Consider the following 16,583-nt stretch of genomic DNA (forward strand, 5'->3'; position numbering starts at 1 on the left):
CTCGTCCTTGAGCTGCGTCGGGATCGACACAGGAAAACGTTCTCAGGTTAGCGGCCTGCCCCCGGGTGTCAAGCAGCCGTCTCATTTCCGGCACTGCCGCGCCGCGGGCCTTCCCTGCGTCACGGGACAACGTTATCCTGCTCGTCGGACCAGGAGGTAGAGATGGAACCACTCAACGTCGTGCTCACCATGCGCCCCGCGGCGCTCGCGGAACGGCTCTTCGACGCCGCGGCCCACGCCCGGCTCGCGGCGGTGGCCCAGGTGTGGCCGGAGGTGCTCGAGGACCTCACCACGCCGGACGGGGCGAAGGCGCTGGAGCACTGCGACGTGCTCGTCACCGGCTGGGGCGCCGGCTACCTCACCGACGCCGTGATGGCGACGGCGCCCCGGCTGCGCGCCGTCGTGCACACGGGCGGCAGCGCGGCCGGGCTGCTCGGCCCCGCGGCCCCCGAGCGCCGGATGACGCTGACCGACGCCCGAGCCGCGAACGGGCGGCCGGTGGCCGAGCTCACGCTCGCGCTCATCCTGATGGCGGGCAAGCAGACGCTGCCCTCCGCCCGGCTCTACGCCGAGCGGCGCGCGTTCATCGACCGGGAGCAGGCGTTCCCGGAGGCGGGTAACCACGGCCGCCGGGTGGGCATCGTGGGCGCCTCGTGCATCGGCCGGCAGACCATCGAGCTGCTGCGCCCCTTCGACCTGGCCGTGTCGGTCTTCGACCCTTACCTGACCGACGACGACGCCCGCGACCTCGGCGTGCGCAAGGTCGAGCTCGACGAGCTGATGGCCACATGCACGGTGGTCTCGGTCCACGCGCCCGACGTCCCGGAGACCCGGCGGATGATCGACGCGCGCCGGCTCGCTCTCCTGCCCGATGGCGCCACGCTGATCAACACCGCACGCGGGGCCCTGGTGGACACGGACGCGCTCGTCGCCGAGCTGACCACCGGCCGGATCGACGCGGTCCTCGACGTCACCGAGCCGGAACCGCTGCCGGCGGACCATCCGCTGTGGAGCCTGCCGAACGTGCTGCTCACGCCCCACATCGCCGGCTCGATGGGCAACGAGCTGAGCCGGCTCGGCGACAACGCGGTAGCGGAGATCGAGCAGCTCGCCCGGCGGTAGGACACCGGGGGCGCACCGACCGATGAGTTCTCGGGGCGTCCGTCGTCGTACCGGGCATGGGAATCGTCAAAGCAGACCGGGCAGTTTCGCTCGACGGCTACTCCGCCGGGCACGACCAGTCGTTGGAGCACCCGTTCGGGCCGCTCGCGGGCGAACGACTGCACACCTGGATGTTCGAGCACGGGGACGCGCACAAGGCCGAGGTGGACGCCATCGTGGGCGCCGGCGCGTACATCATGGGGCGCAACATGTTCACCGCCGGCCGCGGGCCGCTGGACCCGGACTGGAAGGGCTGGTGGGGCGACAACCCTCCGTACCACGCACCCGTCTTCGTCCTCACCCACCACGCACGCGACCCGATCCCGATGGAGGGCGGCACCACGTTCCACTTCGTCACCGACGGCGTGCAGAGCGCCCTGGAGCAGGCCCGGGCCGCCGCCGGCGACCGCGACATCTCCATCACCGGCGGCGCGACGACACTCAACGAGTACCTCGCCGCCGGCCACGTCGACGAGCTGCGGCTGCACGTCGTGCCGTTCACGCTCGGCTCGGGCACCCGCGTGTTCGACGGCGTGCCGCCCATCGAGTTCAGCTCCACCTCCGTGCGGCACACGCCCGAGGTCACGCACGTGACCCTGCGCCGGTGACAGACTGGGCGTCATGACGGTCATCTGGGCAGAGGGGCGCATGGTCGCGCCCGACGAGGCCGCGCTCAGCGCGGTGGACCACGGCATCACTGTCGGCGACGGCGTCTTCGAGACCTGCGCGGTACTCGACGGCCACGCGTTCGCACTGACGCGACATCTCGCACGGCTGGAACGCTCGGCGGCGGGCATGGGCATGGCGCCCCTCGACCTGCGTTGGGTGCGCAGCGGCGTCGACGCAGTCCTCGCCGACGCACCCGACGCCGGGCGCCTGCGCATCACCGTGACCGACGGCGTCGGCCCGCTCGGCTCCGGGCGGTCCGACGGGCCGCAGACGGTGGTCGTCGCGGCGACCCCCGCCGTCGTCGTGCCGACCGGGCGAGCCGCGCGCTCCCCCTGGACCCGCAACGAGAACAGCGCGGTCGCGGGCCTGAAGACGACGTCCTACGCGGAGAACGTCGTAGCGCTCGCCGACGCGATCAAGAAGGGCGCCGACGAGTCGGTGTTCGCGAACACGCAGGGTCTGCTGTGCGAGGGCACCGGCTCGAACGTGTTCCTGGAGATCGACGGCGAGCTCGTCACGCCCCCGCTCAGCGTGGGCTGCCTGGCCGGGATCACGCGCGAGCTGCTGCTCGAGTGGGGTGCCGAGGCGGGGCTGCCCGTGCGCGAGGCCAAGGACGGCGAGCTGCCGTTCGCGGTGCTCGACCGGGTGGCGGCCGGCGAGGCGCAGATGCTGCTGACCGGTTCGGTGCGGAACGTGCAGCCGACGGTGTGGCTGGACGGCGTCGACCTGCAGATCGGCGAGCTGTCGAGTGCCGCGCGCGACCTGTTCGAGCGGAACATGCGGGAGCGGCTCGATCCCTGACCCGAGCTGGCGATTGGATTTCGCATCCGCGCTCGAACCAGGCTAATATCGTCCACGCACGCCCTAGCGGGTGAGCAGCACGGGCGATTGGCGCAGGGGTAGCGCGCTTCGTTCACACCGAAGAGGTCACTGGTTCGATCCCAGTATCGCCCACCGTGACAGAAGGCCCTCCGATCAGCGGAAACGCTGACCGGGGGGCCTTTCGCGTTGCCTGCCGCACCCCTCACCTGCCACCCGCGCTCGAACCGCAAGCCGGTTCCCCCAACCCGCTTGCGCTCACCAACCTTCCGGTTGGTAAAGTGGCGACATGAGCTCGAAGACGCAGATCCTCGACGGCGCCCTGGCCATGCTCCAGGACGGCTCCACCGTCTCCCTGGAGTCGGCCGCACGGAAGGCAGGGCTGACCAAACCGGGCGTGATGTACCACTTCCCCACCAAGGAGGCCCTGATGGTCGCCCTGCTCGACCGGGTGGTCGACGAGTGGGAACGCGACCTGGCCACGCGCCTGCCCGGGCCGGTCGATACGGTCGCGCCCGGTGCCCGCGTCCGCGCCTACCTCGACTGGGCGCTGGCCTGCGAGGTCGACCAGAGCGACCTCGTCATGTTCGCCGACCCGCGGCTGCGCGACCAGCTCACCACCCGCTGGGTCGAGCGGATGCGCCCTTGGCTCGAGGTGCCGGACGACCTTCCGCCGGATGTGCGGGCACGACTCGTCGCCGTCCGTCTCATCGCCGAGGGGACCTGGTTCGCCGAAGCGCTCTGCGCGTTCCCACCCGAAGGCGAATCGCGAGACCACATGCGCGAGCTCGCCCTGAACCTCCTGGAAGGCATCGCATGAACCTGAAACCATGGCTGCTGCTCGCCGGAGCGATCGGCAGCGAAGTCACCGGCTCGCTCTCGCTCAAGGCCGCGATCGACCAGCCCGCCTGGTATGCCCTGGTCGCGGTCGGCTTCCTGGCCGCCTTCGTCTTCCTGGCCCTGGCGCTGCGGGAAGGGATGGCGCTGGGCGTCGCCTACGGCATCTGGGGCGCCCTCGGGGTGGCACTCACGGCAATCCTCGGAGCCGCCCTCTTCGGTGAACCGCTGACGCCGCTCATGGGCGTCGGCATCGCGCTGATCATGGGCGGCGTCGTCACGATCGAGCTCGGGTCCCAGCGAGCCGCCGCCCGCGAGCAGCAGGCGGTGAGCGCGTGATGGCCTGGGTGTTCCTGGCGGTCGCCATCGTCACGGAGGTGTCGGCCGCGCTGTCGCTGAAGGCCGCGATGGAAGGCCGCAAACGCTGGTACGTCGTTGTCGTGGCCGGGTACCTGATGGCGTTCACCGCCCTCACCCTGGTCCTCAACCTCGGGATGGGCATCGGTGTGGCCTACGGCATCTGGGCCGCCTCCGGCGTCGCGCTCACCGCGGTCGCGAGCAAGTACCTGTTCGAGGAGCCCTTCACGAAGGTCATGGCCGCGGGAATCGTCATGATCGCGGCCGGGGTCCTCCTGGTCGAGCTCGGCGCCGGCCACTGAACGAGTTCGAGCGGGGCGGGCAGGCGCCCGCCCCGCTCGTCGGTGTCGCGTCCGCATCCCGCCGCCGTCAGCCGCGAGACGCTCCGGCCGTCACGCCGTCGACGAACGCCGCCATCACCGCCGCGCACTCCGGCCAGTGGGTCTCCAGCAGCATGTGTCCGGCGTCGTAGACATGCATCTCCAGCCGGTCTCGATCGGCCGGAGTCCACTTCGATCGAGGCTAACCGGACCGCCGTCGACTCACGAGATCGCGCCCGACTAGTGACATAGTCAGGAATCCTCACTAATATCCGCTCTGTTGCTGACAGTCCCGTAAGTACAACGAAGTACCACCGGAACAAGGAGACCTACCCATGTCACGAACACGGTCACGCACTCGAAGGCCCAGCCTCCGCAGGCTGGTGAACGCGATAGCTGCGTTCGGCGTGCTCGCCATCACCGCAACCGCACTCGTGGTCACCCAGCCCGTAGCCGCCACTGCGGTCCCCGCGACGATCCCCCTGACCATCACCAACGACTCCGGCCGCGGCGACCAGGTCTTCATCTACGTCCTGGGTGACCCGCACACGGGCCGGCTCGGCTGGTCCGACGCCGGAGGCGCGTTCCACCCCTGGCCCACCGTGGGCGGGACGCCGGTCGACGCACCCGACGCCTCCATCGCCGGCCCGGCAGACGGGCAGTCGAAGACCATCCAGCTGCCCAAGATGTCCGGCCGGGTGTACTTCTCCTACGGCAGCAAGCTCTCGTTCAAGGTCGTGAACGACGGCCGCCTGGTCCAGCCCGCAGTTCAGAACCCGAGCGACCCGAACCGCAACAAGCTGTTCAGCTGGACCGAGTTCACGCTCAACGACTCCGGCCTCTGGATCAACAGCACCCAGGTCGACTTCCTGTCGGCCCCGTACCAGACGGGCCTGCGCAAGGCGGACGGCACGGTGATCAGCACCGGGATGCTCAAGCCCGACGGCTACCAGAACGTCGTCAACGCCCTGGCCGGCACACCCGGCTGGAACAACCTCGCGCAGCGTGCCCCCGACGGCTCCCTGCTCCGGGTCCTCGCTCCCGGGCACGCCATCGGGACCGGGCAGATCGACGCGAACATCCTGGGCAGCTACATCGACCGGGTCTGGGCCAAGTACTCAGGCGAGAACCTGATCGTCGCGCCCTACTCCTACGACCCGGCTGCCCGGTTCACGGGCCGGGTGGTGAACGGCGTCATGCGGTTCACCAACGCCTCGGGCGCGTACGTCACGGAGTTCCGCAAGCCGTCGAGCGACTCCGTCTTCGGCTGCTACAAGGATCTGGCCGCCCCGAACAACGACATCGGAGCCATCGCCCGCACGCTGTGCGCCGGCTTCCACCGCTCGACGCTGCTGACGACGACCACGCAGCCCGGCACCAGCACCTCGGGCTTCTACCAGGAGTCCGTCACCGACTACTACTCCAAGTACATCCACCAGCAGATGGCCAACGGCAAGGCCTACGGCTTCGCGTTCGACGACGTCCTGGCGCAGGAGTCCCTGGTGCACGACGGCAACCCGTCCGCCGCCTACATCCAGCTCGACCCGTTCCAGGGTGCGGCCACGCCCATCGCCGGGTCCGACGGCGGCGGGGGCGACGGCGGCTCCTCGGCCCTCCCTGCAGGCACGGGGCCGGTGCGGGCCGCCAACGGCATGTGCATCGACGTCCCCTGGGCCGACCCTGCCGACGGCAACCCGCTCCAGATCGTCAACTGCAGCGGCAACGCCGCCCAGACCTGGGCCCGGTCGGGCTCCACGCTGAGCGCGCTCGGCAAGTGCATGGACATCTCGGGCGGCAGCACGGCCGACGGCGCCGTCGTGCAGCTGTGGACCTGCAACGGGACCGGTGCGCAGAACTGGACCTATCAGTCCGCCTCCCGGGCGGTCGTGAACCCCCAGTCGGGCAAGTGCCTGACGGCGGCCGGTGGCGCTCCCCTGCGGGACGGCCAGCGGCTCGAGATCCGCACCTGCTCCGGTGCGGAGACGCAGCGCTGGACCTTCTAGGTACCTCGTTGGTCGAGCGGATTCGTTGGTCGAGCTTGTCGGGGCAGGGTCCCGACAAGCTCGACCAACGACCCGGCTCGACCGGCGAGATGAGCTCGACCGGCCAGTGGCTCAGAGACCGGCCACGAACCCGGAGATGATGGTCCGCCAGAGCTCCTTGGCCTCTTCGTTGCGCTCGGGCGTCAGCGACCCGAGGTGCTGCACGACGAGCGAGGCGGTCCCGTTCTTCTTGGGCTCGCTGATGACGATGACGGACTCGCCCTCGCGGGCCTTGGCACGCCAGGTGATGCGGTTCTCCGTACCGCTGACCCGGACCTCGCCCTCGACGAGCGCGTCCACGTCCGGGTTGCCGGCGGCGAACCGCGTCCAGGCCTCCATGAGAGCCTCCATGCCGAGCGACGTCGACTTGCTGACGCTCGTCTGGAAGGTGCCGTCGGGCCGCTGACCGGGAATGCGCCGGCCGATGTACTGCTCGTACGCGACCGCGGTCGACTGCGCCCACCACCCGAGGTTGTCGACCTTGCCGTCGAGCTCCCCGATGACCGCGGTGGCGATCTGGTGGTGGGTCAGCTCAGGGGCGCCGATCCGCGCCATGTACTCGAGCCAATCGTCCCAGCTTCTGCCGGTCGCGCGCTCGACTGCCTGGATGCGGGAGCTCGTCGCCATGCCACTCATCCTGGCACGCACGGTCGGGCTCGTCAGCGCCGCACGGGGTACCGCAGGTGCAGGGCACGGCGTCCCTGGACCACCACCGGGTCCTCCAGGAGGTGGTGCCCGCCCAGGTTCGCGAAGTACGGGATGCCCTCGCCGAACAGCACGGGCACGAGGCTGACGCACACCTCGTCCACCAGGCCCAGCGTGAGTGCCTGCTGGGCCACGTTCGCGCTCGCTATGGTCACGTTCTTGTCGCCGGCGATCTCCCGCGCCCGCGTGACGGCCGCGCCGACGTCGTCGACGAACGTGGTCCGTGGCCACCGGTGCGCGTCCTCCGGAGCGCGGTGCGTGACCACGACGACGGGAGCACCGGCCGGGTGGTTGTCACCCCAGCCGTCGGTGATGTCGAACAGCCGCCGCCCCGAGATCAGTGCACCCGCCTCCGTGACCAGGTCGCGCAGCATGGCAGCGCTGGCCTCGTCGACGTTGAACGTGACGTCCTTGTTCGCGCTCGGCACGCTGACGTCACCGCCGTCGTACCACTCGAAAAGCTCCCCGATCTGGTCGTCCGGCTCCGCGATGAAGCCGTCCAGGGACATCGTCATGTGCGTGAGGACCTTGCCCATCGTTGTCTCCCTCAAAGGATTCGACTGCCTGATTCCGTTACCTGACCGACGCCGGGCCGGCCCCGGACTCATCGGCGAGGCGCGATCAGATCAGGAAGACGAGCGCGTCGCGGGCGAAGCGCTTGTCGTTGAACGTGCCGCTGTGACTCCGGCCCGCGTAGACGACGAGCCGGGCGTCAGGGAGGCCGTCGACGGTCTGCCGGGCGAGCTCCACCGGGTAGACGAGGTCCTTCTCGCCCTGGATCAGCAGCGTGGGCGCCTTGACGTCGTGCAGTCGTCCACGTAGGTCGAAGCCGTCCTCGGCGTTGAGCACGGTGACGGCGTCGGTGTGGTCCTCGCGGCCCCCGTCCGACAGCCAGAGCAGGCCCGCGAGCAGCCTCCGGCCGACGTCCGACTCCGTGACGACCTCGGCCAGCGCCGGGCTCGGCCGCCTGCCCTGGCGCGCGCGCTCGATGTAGCCACGCTGGGCTCGTCTGCCGACGGGTCCGAGGGTGCAGGCGGTGCCGCCCAGGACGAGGCGGTCGACCAGGTCGGGATGGTCGGCGGCCAGCTGGAGGGCGATCGATCCGCCCGTCGAGATGGCCAGCACGTGCACCCGGTCCTCGAAGGTGGCACTGATCGCTGCCGCGTAGACGGCTGCGAGGTCGGCCATCGTCGTCGTCGACGGCAGCCCCGGCGGACGGTTGACGACGTAGACGGTGAAGTGCTCCGTGAACCGCCGGAGCATCCGCATCGTCGACCAGCGCGCGACACCCCTCGGGTTGGCCGCCTGCGGGGTAAAGAGCAGGACCACCAACGGCGGCCCGCTACCAGCAGAGAGATACGGCAGACCGCTCAGCATCCGGTGCTCCTTTCGCCGCGGCGTCGGCCGGACAACGCTACAAGCAGAAACCGGACCGGCGCCGGACACTCGTCGGTAGGCGGCTCACTAACCTGGGGCGATGAACCAGTGGGACCTGACCGACGGCGTCGTCGAGCTGCCCGACGGCCGCCGCGTCCGGGGCACGGGGCTGCGCCGTCCGCGGCGGGACTCGCCCGCCCCGGACTTCGCCGTCTACGTGCTCGGCCGCGACCCGCAGGTGCCCGGCTGGGAGTACCGGTGGGTCCGGTGGCGCGACTTCCGCCTGCCCGACTCGACCGAGCAGGCGGTGACCGCGCTGCGCGAGGCGCACACGCGGGCGGCGTCCGAACGCGTGGAGATCGCCTGCGGCGGCGGGATCGGGCGTACGGGCACCGCGCTCGCGGTCCTCGCGGTCATGAGCGGTGTCCCGGCCGACGACGCCGTGGCCTGGGTGCGCGCGCACTACCACCCGCGCGCCGTGGAGACCCGGCGGCAGAAGCGCTGGATCGGTGAGGTCGCGTCCCGGTGACGCGCGCACGGTGGTCGGCAGAACGTAGGTGATCGGTTGTCCGAGCTACCGATCACCTGACGTTCTACCGACCGTCCTCATCACGCCGGTCAGGCGCGTGCGAGCAGCTCCAGCGTGTCGATCACGCGGTTGGAGAAGCCCCACTCGTTGTCGTACCAGGCCACCACCTTGACGTGCTTGCCGTCGACGCGGACCAGCGCGGCGTCGAAGATGGCGGACGCCGCCTCCCCCGTGATGTCGCTGGAGACCAGCGGCTCGTCGGAGTAGTCGAGGATGCCCTTGAGCCTGCCGTCGGCCGCGGTGCGGTACGCCGCGAGGACGTCGTCGCGGGTGACCTCGCGCTCGACCGTCGTGTTGAGCTCCACCAGGGAGCCGACCGGCACGGGCACGCGGATCGAGTCGCCGGACAGCTTGCCGTTCAGGTTCGGCAGCACGAGGCCGATCGCCTTGGCCGCGCCCGTCGTCGTGGGCGCGATGTTGACGGCGGCGGCGCGGGCCCTGCGCAGGTCGCGGTGCGGCCCGTCCTGCAGGTTCTGCTCCTGGGTGTAGGCGTGCACGGTGGTCATGAAGCCGTGCTCGATGCCTGCCAGGTCGTCCAGGACGGCGGCCAGCGGGGCCAGCGCGTTCGTGGTGCACGAGGCGTTCGAGACGATCACATGCTTGGCCGGGTCGTAGACATCGGTGTTCACGCCGTAGGCGAGCGTGACGTCGGCACCGGCCGAGGGGGCGCTGACCAGCACCCGCCGGGCACCGGCGTCGAGGTGCGCGCGGGCGGCGTCGGCGGAGGTGAACCGGCCCGTGGCCTCCAGCACGATGTCGACGCCGAGCTCCGCCCACGGCAGCTTGGCGGGCTCGCGCTCGCCGAGCACCTTGATGCGGCGTCCGTCGACGACGAGCTCGTCGCCGTCGACCTCCACGGAACGGCCGAGACGGCCGAGCGCGCTGTCGTACTTGAGCAGGTGGGCGAGCGCGTCCGGGGCGGTGAGGTCGTTGATCGCGACCACCTCGAGGTCGCTGTCGCGCTCGAGCAGGGCGCGGAGGGAGTTACGTCCGATGCGGCCGAAGCCGTTGATGGCGATGCGTGTCATGCCTCCATGCTCTGCCTGCCGGCACGACGTCGAAAGCGGCTGGAACGCCATGGTGCGCAAGCATCACGCCAGACATAACGCCACCACCCGCAAGGATCTCGCCACTCCTCGACCCACCTGCTCGCTCACGCCGAGAACGTGTGCCGGTACTCCGTCGGGGACGTGCCGAGGATGCGGTGGAAGTGCAGGCGCAGGTTGGCCGCGGTGCCCAGCCCCACGCGGTGCGCGATCTGCTCCACGCTCAGGTCGCTGCGCTCCAGCAGCTCGCGCGCCAGGTCCACCCGCGCCCGGAGCACCCACTGCATGGGCGTATACCCGGTGTCCTCCACGAACCGCCGCGAGAACGTGCGCGCCGAGACCCGCGCGTTGCGTGCGAGCGCCTCCAGGGTCAGCGGTTCGGCCAGGTGCTCCAGGACCCACTCGCGGGTGCTCGCGAACAGGTCGCCGAGCGGTTCGGGGACGCTGCGCGGCACGTACTGCGCCTGTCCCCCGCTGCGGTACGGCGCGGCCACCAGCCTGCGGGCGACGTGGTTGGACAGCCCGACGCCGTGGTCGCGCCGCACCAGGTGCAGGCACAGGTCGATGCCGGACGCCGCACCCGCCGAGGTGAGCACGCCGCCCTCGTCGACGAACAGCACGTTCTCGTCGACCTGCACCCGGGGGTGGCGTTCGCGCAGCGCCCTCGTGTAGTGCCAGTGGGTGGTCGCCCGCTTGCCGTCGAGCAGCCCGGTCGCGGCCAGGGCGAACGCCCCGGTCGAGATCGCCGCGAGCCGGGCCCCGCGGGCGTGTGCGGCCTTGAGCGCGTCGACGACGACGGCCGGCGGGTCGGCGGCAGCCGGCGTCCGGTAGCCCGGGACGAACACGGTGTCGGCACGTTCGAGCGCGTCGAGCCCCTCGGCCACGTGGTACGAGAGGCCGTCGCCGCCGGTGACGAGCCCAGGCGCGGCACCGCAGACCCGCACCTCGTAGGGCATGCTCGGCCGGTTCGAGAACACCTGCGCGGGGATGCCGACGTCGAGCGGCTTGGCGCCCTCCAGCACCAGCACGGCGATCTGGTGGTTCTTCCGGCGCGACGCTGTCACGTCTCGCATCGTAGGCGGCGCTCCGTGTACTGGTCCGCGTGGCGCTCGCTCTTCTTGTCCCAAGGGGGCACGTCACGCCGTGGCAAGCCCGAACCAGGTCCGCTCAAAGGAGACAACCATGAGGTTCAGACGACCCGTAGCCGTAGTGATCAGTGCCCTTGCCGCAGTCACGCTCCTGGCGACGCCCGCGAGCGCCGAGTCCTACGGTCCCATCAAGTCGTCGTGCTCCGGCACCAAGCTGGAGACCTGGTACCTCAGCGACGGCGGCACGTCCCTCGGGCGCACCGAGCTCTGGTACTCGTCGGTGAGCGGCGGTCAGAACTGCGTCGTCACCTACAACTACCTGGCGGGCAGCGTGCCCACGGGGGTCTCCCTGTGGGTGGACGACAACAACAACAGGGTGCTGGACAGCGGTGACCGGAACTCCTACGACTTCGGCACCTACGCCTCGTACGCCGGCGCGTCGTACCGGAACGACACGAACGGGCACTGCGTCAAGGTCAAGGGCGAGATCTCGAGCGGGAGCCTGTACGACAGCTTCGTGACCGGCTGGCGCAACTGCGGCTGACGCGGCCGGTCGTGGCCGCCGTCGGCTCACCGGCTGACGGCGGCCACCATCAGCACCACGGGTGCGACCACGAGCAGGTACGTCAGCCCGAAGAACAGCGTGTGCACGACGACGAAGCCGGCCAGCGTCCGCAGGTGCGCCGGCACCCGGAGGTGTTCAGCGAGCTTGCGTACGAACGACCCCGGGTGCAGCAGGTCCCAGGAGTTGAACCGGATGTAGCGGCCCAGGTAGATACCGACGCTCACGAGCACGAGTGCGACCGCCACCAGCACCCAGGAGTCGGGCTGGCGGTACGGGTCGTCGTCGTTGGGCCGCATGATCAGCACGTACGCGAACTGCACCAGCAGCACGTTCATCAGCATGTTCAGCACGCCGGACAGCGCCAGGGACAGCACCATCACGATGTCGTACCAGAGCGGTGCCGGATCGTTGGTGGGCCTCCGGTGGGAGAAGTTCAGCTCGGTCACCAGGTAGGCCGCGTTCGGCAGCAGCAGCACCCACACCACGAGCACCACCGCGATCACGGTGAGCATGAGTGCCTGGTTCGGGGCGAACGTGATGACCGCCAGCACCAGCAGCAGCCCGATCCCGAGCACCACCGCCGGCGCGACGGACAGCCCGACGTTGAGCACCATCGGCCAGTACACCGGCAGCCGGAACAGGGGCGCGCGCAGGAGCACCAGGGCGAGCGCGAAGACGTTGAGCAGGACTATGCCGAGCGGCAGCAGCAGGATCGCGTTCATCACCACTCATCCTGGCTGTGGCCCCGCCGTCGCGCTCGACGACGGGGCCACAGGAGCGAGCCGCGGCCCGCGTCACCGCACCGGCGCCCCCGGGCCCAGCGGGATGCCGAGCGCCCACCAGGCGAAGAACAGGCAAGTCCATGCCAGCGTCATGCACACGGCCAGCGGCAGCGTGTAGGACGCGAGGGTGCCGATCCCGGCGCTCTTGCGATATCGCTGGAGGAAGCCGAGCGCCATGATGAAGTACGGGCTCATGGGCGTGATCGCCGTCGACCCGGAGTCGGCGATGCGGAACAGCGCCTGGGTGGTCTCCGCTGGCACGTCCAGCAGCATGAGCATCGGCACCACGATCGGTGCCGCGAGCGCCCACATCGCCGAGCCGCTGGTCACGAGCACGTTGACCAGGGACAGCAGTGCGAGGATCGCGAGGAACACCGCCCAGATCGGTACGCCCGTGGACTCCAGGGCCTCCGCGGAGTTGACGGCGATGACGTCGCCGATGTGCGTCCAGTCGAAGTACGCGAGGAACTGCGCGATGGCGAAGAACAGCACCAGCACTGGTGCCATCTGGCGCACGCCCTCGGCCATGAGCCGCGGCACGTCGGCTGCCTGGGTGATCGCGCCGGACCGCCAGCCGTACACGATGCCGACCAGCGCGAACAGCACGGCCACGATCGCGGCGATCCCGTCCAGGAGCGGTGACTCGGTGAGGCTCCCGCCCTCGCCACGCAGCGGGGACGACGGCGGCAGCACCACCGCGACGACCGCCAGCATGGCGACGAGGCCGCTGAGCATCGCGGCGCGCAGCGCGGACCGGTCGCGCGGCGACAGCTCCAGGCCCTCGACGTCGTCCAGGTCGGCGTCGGGGTCGGCGTCCAGGTCGGGCCGCTTGGCCAGCACCAGGTTGGTGACCAGCGTAATCACGATCGCGAGCAGCAGCGACGACGCGATGTTGAAGTACCAGTTGCTGACCGGCGAGACGTAGGCGTTCGGGTCGATGATCCGCGCGGCCTCCGTGGTGATGCCCGCGAAGATGGCGTCGTTCGGCGTCGGTACGGGGCTCGCGTCGTACCCGGAGGCGATGGACGTGTAGGCGACGACGACGCCGAGGATCGGCGACTTGCCGACCGCCCGGAACGCGAGCCCGCCGAGCGGCACCAGGATGATGTAGGCGGCGGCGCTCGCGACGTGCGAGACGGTGCCGGCGAACGCGACGGCGAACACGACCCACCCGACGGGCACGCGGGAGACGGAGACCTTCATGGCCGCCGACAGGAAGCCGGTGCGCTCCGCGATGGCGACGCCCATGATCACGGCGACGATGGTGCCCATCGGGCCGAACGTGGCGAAGTTGTCGACGGCCGTGGAGACGGCCATGGCCAGGCCCTCGCCGCTGAGCAGGTTCTGGACCACCACCTCCTCGCCGTCTGCCGGGGAGACCACGGAGACGCCCGCTGCCGCGAGCGCGGCGCTGGTCACGCCGAGGATCGCCGCGAGGATCCAGAACAGCCAGAACGGGTGCGGCAGGGCGTTGCCGAGGCGCTCGACGACGGCGAGCGCGCGCAGCACACGGGGCAGGCGGTCCGGCTCGGGACCCGAGGTTCCGGGTGTCCCGGCGGTGCCGGGCGTGGACGTGGTGGTCACGATGCCGCCCCCTGTCCGGCGCGCTCGGCCAGGAACCGGACCGGCAGGCGCTCGTCGTGCAGGAACTCCCACATGACCTCGTGGGCCTCGATGCTGTGCGTCGCGTAGCCGCCGCCGGAGTAGCTGTCCTCCCCCGGCCAGGTGTGGCCGCCACCGAGCACCGCGACGTGCGTGACGTCGGCGCCGCGGTCGCACCGGGTCCAGCGGTAGGTCGTCACGTCGGCGGCGGTCTCCTCGACGCGCGGCCTGGTGGCGCACCCGTTCCGCTCGGCCCAGCCGCCTGCCCAGTCCTGGATCGCCGGGAGGCCGCGGTCGGCGTCGCCGTCGTACGGGATGGTGGCGTCAGCGGTGCCGTGGAACTCGATCACCGGGACCGGACGCTCCGGGACGCAGGTCGGGTGGCCGGTCCCGTAGAAGGCGGCGGCCACGGGCGCGATCGCCGCGATCCGGTCCGACAGCTCGCAGGCGAGGATCCCGGTGAAGCCGGCGCCGTTGGACTTGCCGGTCGCGTACACGCGCCGCGTGTCGACGCACAGGTCCGACTCCAGGGTGTCCAGCAGGTCGTTCGTGTAGGCGATGTCGTCGACCCCGGGCGCCGAGTAGGGCGCGCCCTCCCAGGCCTGCCGGTCGCCGTCGCCCGTGCCGACCACGCCGTTGCCGTAGGCCACGATCGCCGGCAGGGCGTCGAGCCCCGAGAACGCCTCGGTCCCCGCGCCGGTGTTGCCGCGACCGTGGAACACGAGCACGACCGGCCAGGCGCGGTCGCTGCGGTACCCGTCGGGCAGGTGCAGCTGCACGGTCCGCTCGCGGCCGTCGCTCGTGAGCGTGCGCAGCACGCTGGTGCCAGGCGCCTGGCCCGGGTCGGTCCCGCATCCGGCGGAGGTCGCCCTGCCCACGTGCGCGACGGCGGACGGCGGCGTCGCGGCGTCGGGCAGCGCGGGTACGGCGGAGGCCGTGGTGGCCCCGAGCGAACCGGCGAGGCCGGAGACCGCGAGCCCCAGCGCGACCAGGAGCGCGGCGCGCCGGCCTGACCGCCGTCGGGCTCCCCCGGCGCCTGCGGGGGCGGATGATGCTGTCGTCGTTGACATGCGAGTCCTTTCTTGATGCCCGTGTCCGGGCATGACGGGATGGACACCTGGCGGGCCAGGTGCGTCGTGGGGTTCGGTTCAGCGGGTGCGAGGGGCCGGCTATGCGGCCAGCCACTCCTCGAGGAACGTCGTGATGCGGCCGACCATGGCCTTCACGATCGCCGCGCCGTCCTCGGCGGTGGCGCGGCGCGGGTCGCCGAGCACGCCGTTGGGGCTGAGCCGGTCGTACGGGAGGGTGAGCGCCGGCTGCGCGTGGTGGCGCGCAGTCCGGGAGACGGCATCGAGCTGGTCCGGGGTGGTGGTGCCCGGCACCAGCCGGTCGGTGTGCACCAGGTGCGGTGCGATGTGCAGCATCTGCGCCGTCTCGGCCTCGCCGGAGTGCCCGTGGACGGCGCTCGGGTCCATCGCGGCCACCGCGTCGCCGGCCAGCGAGGTCAGGGGCGACCAGGCGAGCTGGACCCCGGGGTGCGAGACCAGCAGGTCCTGCGCCACGGTCGTCAGCGTCGCGTTGTTGCCGCCGTGCCCGGTCACCACCAGGAACCGCGTCCAGCCGTGGGTGTGCAGGCTCGTCACGTACTCCCGCACGACGGCGGCGAACGTCCCCGTCGTCAGCGTCACCGTGCCGGCGAACGCCATGTGGTGCGGCGACACCCCCAGCGGGAGCGACGGGCCCACCACCACCCGGCCGGCCAGGTTCGCGGCGACCCGATCCACCACTGCCTCCGCGCGGAACAGGTCGGTCCCGAGCGCCATGCCCGGCCCGTGCTGCTCCAGCGCACCGGCGGGGATCAGCACGATCGTGCCGAGCGCCGCGGCGTCGGCGGCCTCCCGCGTCGTCATCTCCGCCAGGCGGACCGGCGCCCTCACGACGCGTCCCCGCCGAAGTCCGCCGCCTCCAGCGACTCCCGGATGGTCGTCAGGTGCTCCCGGGTGAGCCGTTCGGCGGCCGCGCCGTCGCCGTCGCGCACCGCCCCCAGGATCGCCAGGTGCTCCGTGTGGTCCCGCTGACGGTCGTCGTACCGGAACCGGATCTCCGTCTGCTCGGGGGCCCGCACGTGCAGCAGCGCCTCCACCGTCTCGCGCAGCAGCCCGTTGCCCGACGCCGCCGCCAGCTCCACGTGGAAGTTGAGCGCCGGGCGGAACCCGTGCACCGGGGGCTGCAGCGCCGTCGCCGTGGCGGCCTCCAGGCGCTGCAGCCCCGCGGCGTCGCGGGCGCTCGCGGCGAGCGCCGCGATGCCGGGCTCGATGACCAGGCGGGCCTGGACGAGCTCGATCACCGAGGCCCTGGTGATGTGCGGGCGGTGCGGGTTGGCCAGGACCGACCGTTCGAGGCCCGGCCCGATGTACGTGCCGGAGCCGTGCCGCAGCTCGACCACGCCGGTGGCCTCGAGCCGCCGCAGGGCCTCCCGGACGGTGGGCGTGGTGACGGAGAACCGCTTGGCCAGGTCGCGGGAGGGCTCCAGCACGTCGCCGGGTCCGAGGCTCTCGGAGCGGATCAGCTCGACGATGTCGTCCGCCAGCTGCTCCGAGAACGAGGCTCTACCTTGAGTCATG

19 protein-coding genes and 1 tRNA gene are annotated in these 16,583 nt (G+C 71.2%); 10 read left to right on the forward strand and 10 right to left on the reverse strand.

Annotation, left to right across the window (positions count from 1 at the left end; all coding sequences use genetic code 11):
- Positions 1-162: 162 nt before the first annotated feature.
- From AB0I32_RS01885 to AB0I32_RS01920, 8 genes are all read left to right on the forward strand, one after another.
- Positions 163-1,122: a hydroxyacid dehydrogenase gene (locus tag AB0I32_RS01885; RefSeq protein ID WP_357502269.1), complete on the forward strand. Its 960-nt coding sequence runs from the start codon at positions 163-165 to the stop codon at positions 1,120-1,122.
- Positions 1,123-1,178: 56 nt separating this feature from the next.
- A complete protein-coding gene (locus AB0I32_RS01890; RefSeq protein WP_357502271.1) occupies positions 1,179-1,769 on the forward strand; it encodes a dihydrofolate reductase family protein in 591 nt (196 codons plus the stop codon).
- A gap of 13 nt (positions 1,770-1,782) precedes the next feature.
- Complete coding sequence (locus AB0I32_RS01895) at positions 1,783-2,631, forward strand: aminotransferase class IV (RefSeq protein ID WP_357502273.1); 849 nt, start codon at positions 1,783-1,785, stop codon at positions 2,629-2,631.
- Between the two features lie 81 nt (positions 2,632-2,712).
- Positions 2,713-2,784 (forward strand) — tRNA-Val (locus tag AB0I32_RS01900).
- Positions 2,785-2,938: 154 nt separating this feature from the next.
- Positions 2,939-3,469, forward strand: coding sequence for a TetR family transcriptional regulator (locus AB0I32_RS01905; RefSeq protein ID WP_357502275.1), 531 nt, complete (start codon positions 2,939-2,941; stop codon positions 3,467-3,469).
- A gap of 2 nt (positions 3,470-3,471) precedes the next feature.
- Positions 3,472-3,825: a multidrug efflux SMR transporter gene (locus AB0I32_RS01910; RefSeq protein ID WP_357502687.1), complete on the forward strand. Its 354-nt coding sequence runs from the start codon at positions 3,472-3,474 to the stop codon at positions 3,823-3,825.
- Positions 3,825-4,145, forward strand: a complete 321-nt coding sequence (locus AB0I32_RS01915; protein WP_357502277.1) for an SMR family transporter — start codon at positions 3,825-3,827, stop codon at positions 4,143-4,145. The genes AB0I32_RS01910 and AB0I32_RS01915 overlap by 1 nt, the downstream gene beginning before the upstream one ends.
- A 401-nt stretch (positions 4,146-4,546) precedes the next feature.
- Positions 4,547-6,166, forward strand: coding sequence for a beta-1,3-glucanase family protein (locus tag AB0I32_RS01920; RefSeq protein ID WP_357502280.1), 1,620 nt, complete (start codon positions 4,547-4,549; stop codon positions 6,164-6,166).
- Positions 6,167-6,277: 111 nt separating this feature from the next.
- Here the strand turns inward: AB0I32_RS01920 and AB0I32_RS01925 are convergent, their stop codons facing one another.
- The 3 genes from AB0I32_RS01925 to AB0I32_RS01935 all read right to left on the reverse strand — a co-directional run bounded on the left by AB0I32_RS01925 (position 6,278) and on the right by AB0I32_RS01935 (position 8,287).
- Entirely contained in the window at positions 6,278-6,832 is a 555-nt protein-coding gene (locus AB0I32_RS01925) for a hypothetical protein (protein ID WP_357502281.1), read from the reverse strand.
- Between the two features lie 32 nt (positions 6,833-6,864).
- Complete coding sequence (locus AB0I32_RS01930) at positions 6,865-7,446, reverse strand: dihydrofolate reductase family protein (protein WP_357502283.1); 582 nt, start codon at positions 7,444-7,446, stop codon at positions 6,865-6,867.
- A gap of 85 nt (positions 7,447-7,531) precedes the next feature.
- Entirely contained in the window at positions 7,532-8,287 is a 756-nt protein-coding gene (locus tag AB0I32_RS01935; RefSeq protein WP_357502285.1) for an alpha/beta hydrolase, read from the reverse strand.
- Positions 8,288-8,387: 100 nt separating this feature from the next.
- Here AB0I32_RS01935 and AB0I32_RS01940 point away from each other — a divergent pair, with 100 nt between their 5' ends.
- Positions 8,388-8,816: a protein-tyrosine phosphatase family protein gene (locus AB0I32_RS01940; RefSeq protein WP_357502287.1), complete on the forward strand. Its 429-nt coding sequence runs from the start codon at positions 8,388-8,390 to the stop codon at positions 8,814-8,816.
- 89 nt (positions 8,817-8,905) lie between these two features.
- On the opposite strand, the gene gap is transcribed toward AB0I32_RS01940, so the two are convergent.
- Positions 8,906-9,904, reverse strand: coding sequence for a type I glyceraldehyde-3-phosphate dehydrogenase (gene gap, locus AB0I32_RS01945; protein WP_357502289.1), 999 nt, complete (start codon positions 9,902-9,904; stop codon positions 8,906-8,908).
- A gap of 125 nt (positions 9,905-10,029) precedes the next feature.
- On the reverse strand, positions 10,030-10,986 hold the full coding sequence (locus AB0I32_RS01950; RefSeq protein ID WP_357502292.1) for a helix-turn-helix domain-containing protein: 957 nt from the start codon (positions 10,984-10,986) through the stop codon (positions 10,030-10,032).
- Between the two features lie 118 nt (positions 10,987-11,104).
- Here AB0I32_RS01950 and AB0I32_RS01955 point away from each other — a divergent pair, with 118 nt between their 5' ends.
- Positions 11,105-11,554 carry a hypothetical protein gene (locus AB0I32_RS01955; RefSeq protein ID WP_357502294.1) on the forward strand — a complete coding sequence of 150 codons (450 nt, stop codon included), beginning with the start codon at positions 11,105-11,107 and terminating at the stop codon, positions 11,552-11,554.
- 26 nt (positions 11,555-11,580) lie between these two features.
- Here AB0I32_RS01955 and AB0I32_RS01960 read toward each other — a convergent pair whose 3' ends face one another.
- The 5 genes from AB0I32_RS01960 to AB0I32_RS01980 form a co-directional block, all read right to left on the reverse strand.
- Positions 11,581-12,297 carry a DUF1361 domain-containing protein gene (locus tag AB0I32_RS01960; RefSeq protein ID WP_357502296.1) on the reverse strand — a complete coding sequence of 239 codons (717 nt, stop codon included), beginning with the start codon at positions 12,295-12,297 and terminating at the stop codon, positions 11,581-11,583.
- Between the two features lie 72 nt (positions 12,298-12,369).
- Positions 12,370-13,941 carry an AbgT family transporter gene (locus AB0I32_RS01965; protein ID WP_357502298.1) on the reverse strand — a complete coding sequence of 524 codons (1,572 nt, stop codon included), beginning with the start codon at positions 13,939-13,941 and terminating at the stop codon, positions 12,370-12,372.
- Positions 13,938-15,029: a poly(3-hydroxybutyrate) depolymerase gene (locus tag AB0I32_RS01970; RefSeq protein ID WP_357502301.1), complete on the reverse strand. Its 1,092-nt coding sequence runs from the start codon at positions 15,027-15,029 to the stop codon at positions 13,938-13,940. The genes AB0I32_RS01965 and AB0I32_RS01970 overlap by 4 nt, the downstream gene beginning before the upstream one ends.
- A gap of 99 nt (positions 15,030-15,128) precedes the next feature.
- On the reverse strand, positions 15,129-15,896 hold the full coding sequence (locus tag AB0I32_RS01975; protein ID WP_357502303.1) for a creatininase family protein: 768 nt from the start codon (positions 15,894-15,896) through the stop codon (positions 15,129-15,131).
- The gene (locus AB0I32_RS01980) at positions 15,893-16,582 is read right to left on the reverse strand and encodes an FCD domain-containing protein (RefSeq protein ID WP_357502305.1); all 690 of its coding nucleotides are present in this window, start codon (positions 16,580-16,582) and stop codon (positions 15,893-15,895) included. The genes AB0I32_RS01975 and AB0I32_RS01980 overlap by 4 nt, the downstream gene beginning before the upstream one ends.
- Position 16,583 lies beyond the last annotated feature (1 nt).

This window comes from Promicromonospora sp. NPDC050249 (assembly GCF_040656015.1).
Classification (GTDB): Bacteria; Actinomycetota; Actinomycetes; order Actinomycetales; family Cellulomonadaceae; genus Promicromonospora.

What these genes read in the sequence shown, in the direction of transcription:
- AB0I32_RS01885 (WP_357502269.1), top strand. Translation starts at nt 163, where the DNA reads ATGGAACCACTCAACGTCGTGCTCACCATGCGCCCCGCGGCGCTCGCG.
- AB0I32_RS01890 (WP_357502271.1), top strand. Translation starts at nt 1,179, where the DNA reads ATGGGAATCGTCAAAGCAGACCGGGCAGTTTCGCTCGACGGCTACTCC.
- AB0I32_RS01895 (WP_357502273.1), top strand. Translation starts at nt 1,783, where the DNA reads ATGACGGTCATCTGGGCAGAGGGGCGCATGGTCGCGCCCGACGAGGCC.
- AB0I32_RS01905 (WP_357502275.1), top strand. Translation starts at nt 2,939, where the DNA reads ATGAGCTCGAAGACGCAGATCCTCGACGGCGCCCTGGCCATGCTCCAG.
- AB0I32_RS01915 (WP_357502277.1), top strand. Translation starts at nt 3,825, where the DNA reads ATGGCCTGGGTGTTCCTGGCGGTCGCCATCGTCACGGAGGTGTCGGCC.
- AB0I32_RS01925 (WP_357502281.1), bottom strand. Translation starts at nt 6,832, where the DNA reads ATGGCGACGAGCTCCCGCATCCAGGCAGTCGAGCGCGCGACCGGCAGA.
- AB0I32_RS01930 (WP_357502283.1), bottom strand. Translation starts at nt 7,446, where the DNA reads ATGGGCAAGGTCCTCACGCACATGACGATGTCCCTGGACGGCTTCATC.
- AB0I32_RS01935 (WP_357502285.1), bottom strand. Translation starts at nt 8,287, where the DNA reads ATGCTGAGCGGTCTGCCGTATCTCTCTGCTGGTAGCGGGCCGCCGTTG.
- AB0I32_RS01940 (WP_357502287.1), top strand. Translation starts at nt 8,388, where the DNA reads ATGAACCAGTGGGACCTGACCGACGGCGTCGTCGAGCTGCCCGACGGC.
- gap (WP_357502289.1), bottom strand. Translation starts at nt 9,904, where the DNA reads ATGACACGCATCGCCATCAACGGCTTCGGCCGCATCGGACGTAACTCC.
- AB0I32_RS01955 (WP_357502294.1), top strand. Translation starts at nt 11,105, where the DNA reads ATGAGGTTCAGACGACCCGTAGCCGTAGTGATCAGTGCCCTTGCCGCA.
- AB0I32_RS01960 (WP_357502296.1), bottom strand. Translation starts at nt 12,297, where the DNA reads ATGAACGCGATCCTGCTGCTGCCGCTCGGCATAGTCCTGCTCAACGTC.
- AB0I32_RS01970 (WP_357502301.1), bottom strand. Translation starts at nt 15,029, where the DNA reads ATGTCAACGACGACAGCATCATCCGCCCCCGCAGGCGCCGGGGGAGCC.
- AB0I32_RS01980 (WP_357502305.1), bottom strand. Translation starts at nt 16,582, where the DNA reads ATGACTCAAGGTAGAGCCTCGTTCTCGGAGCAGCTGGCGGACGACATC.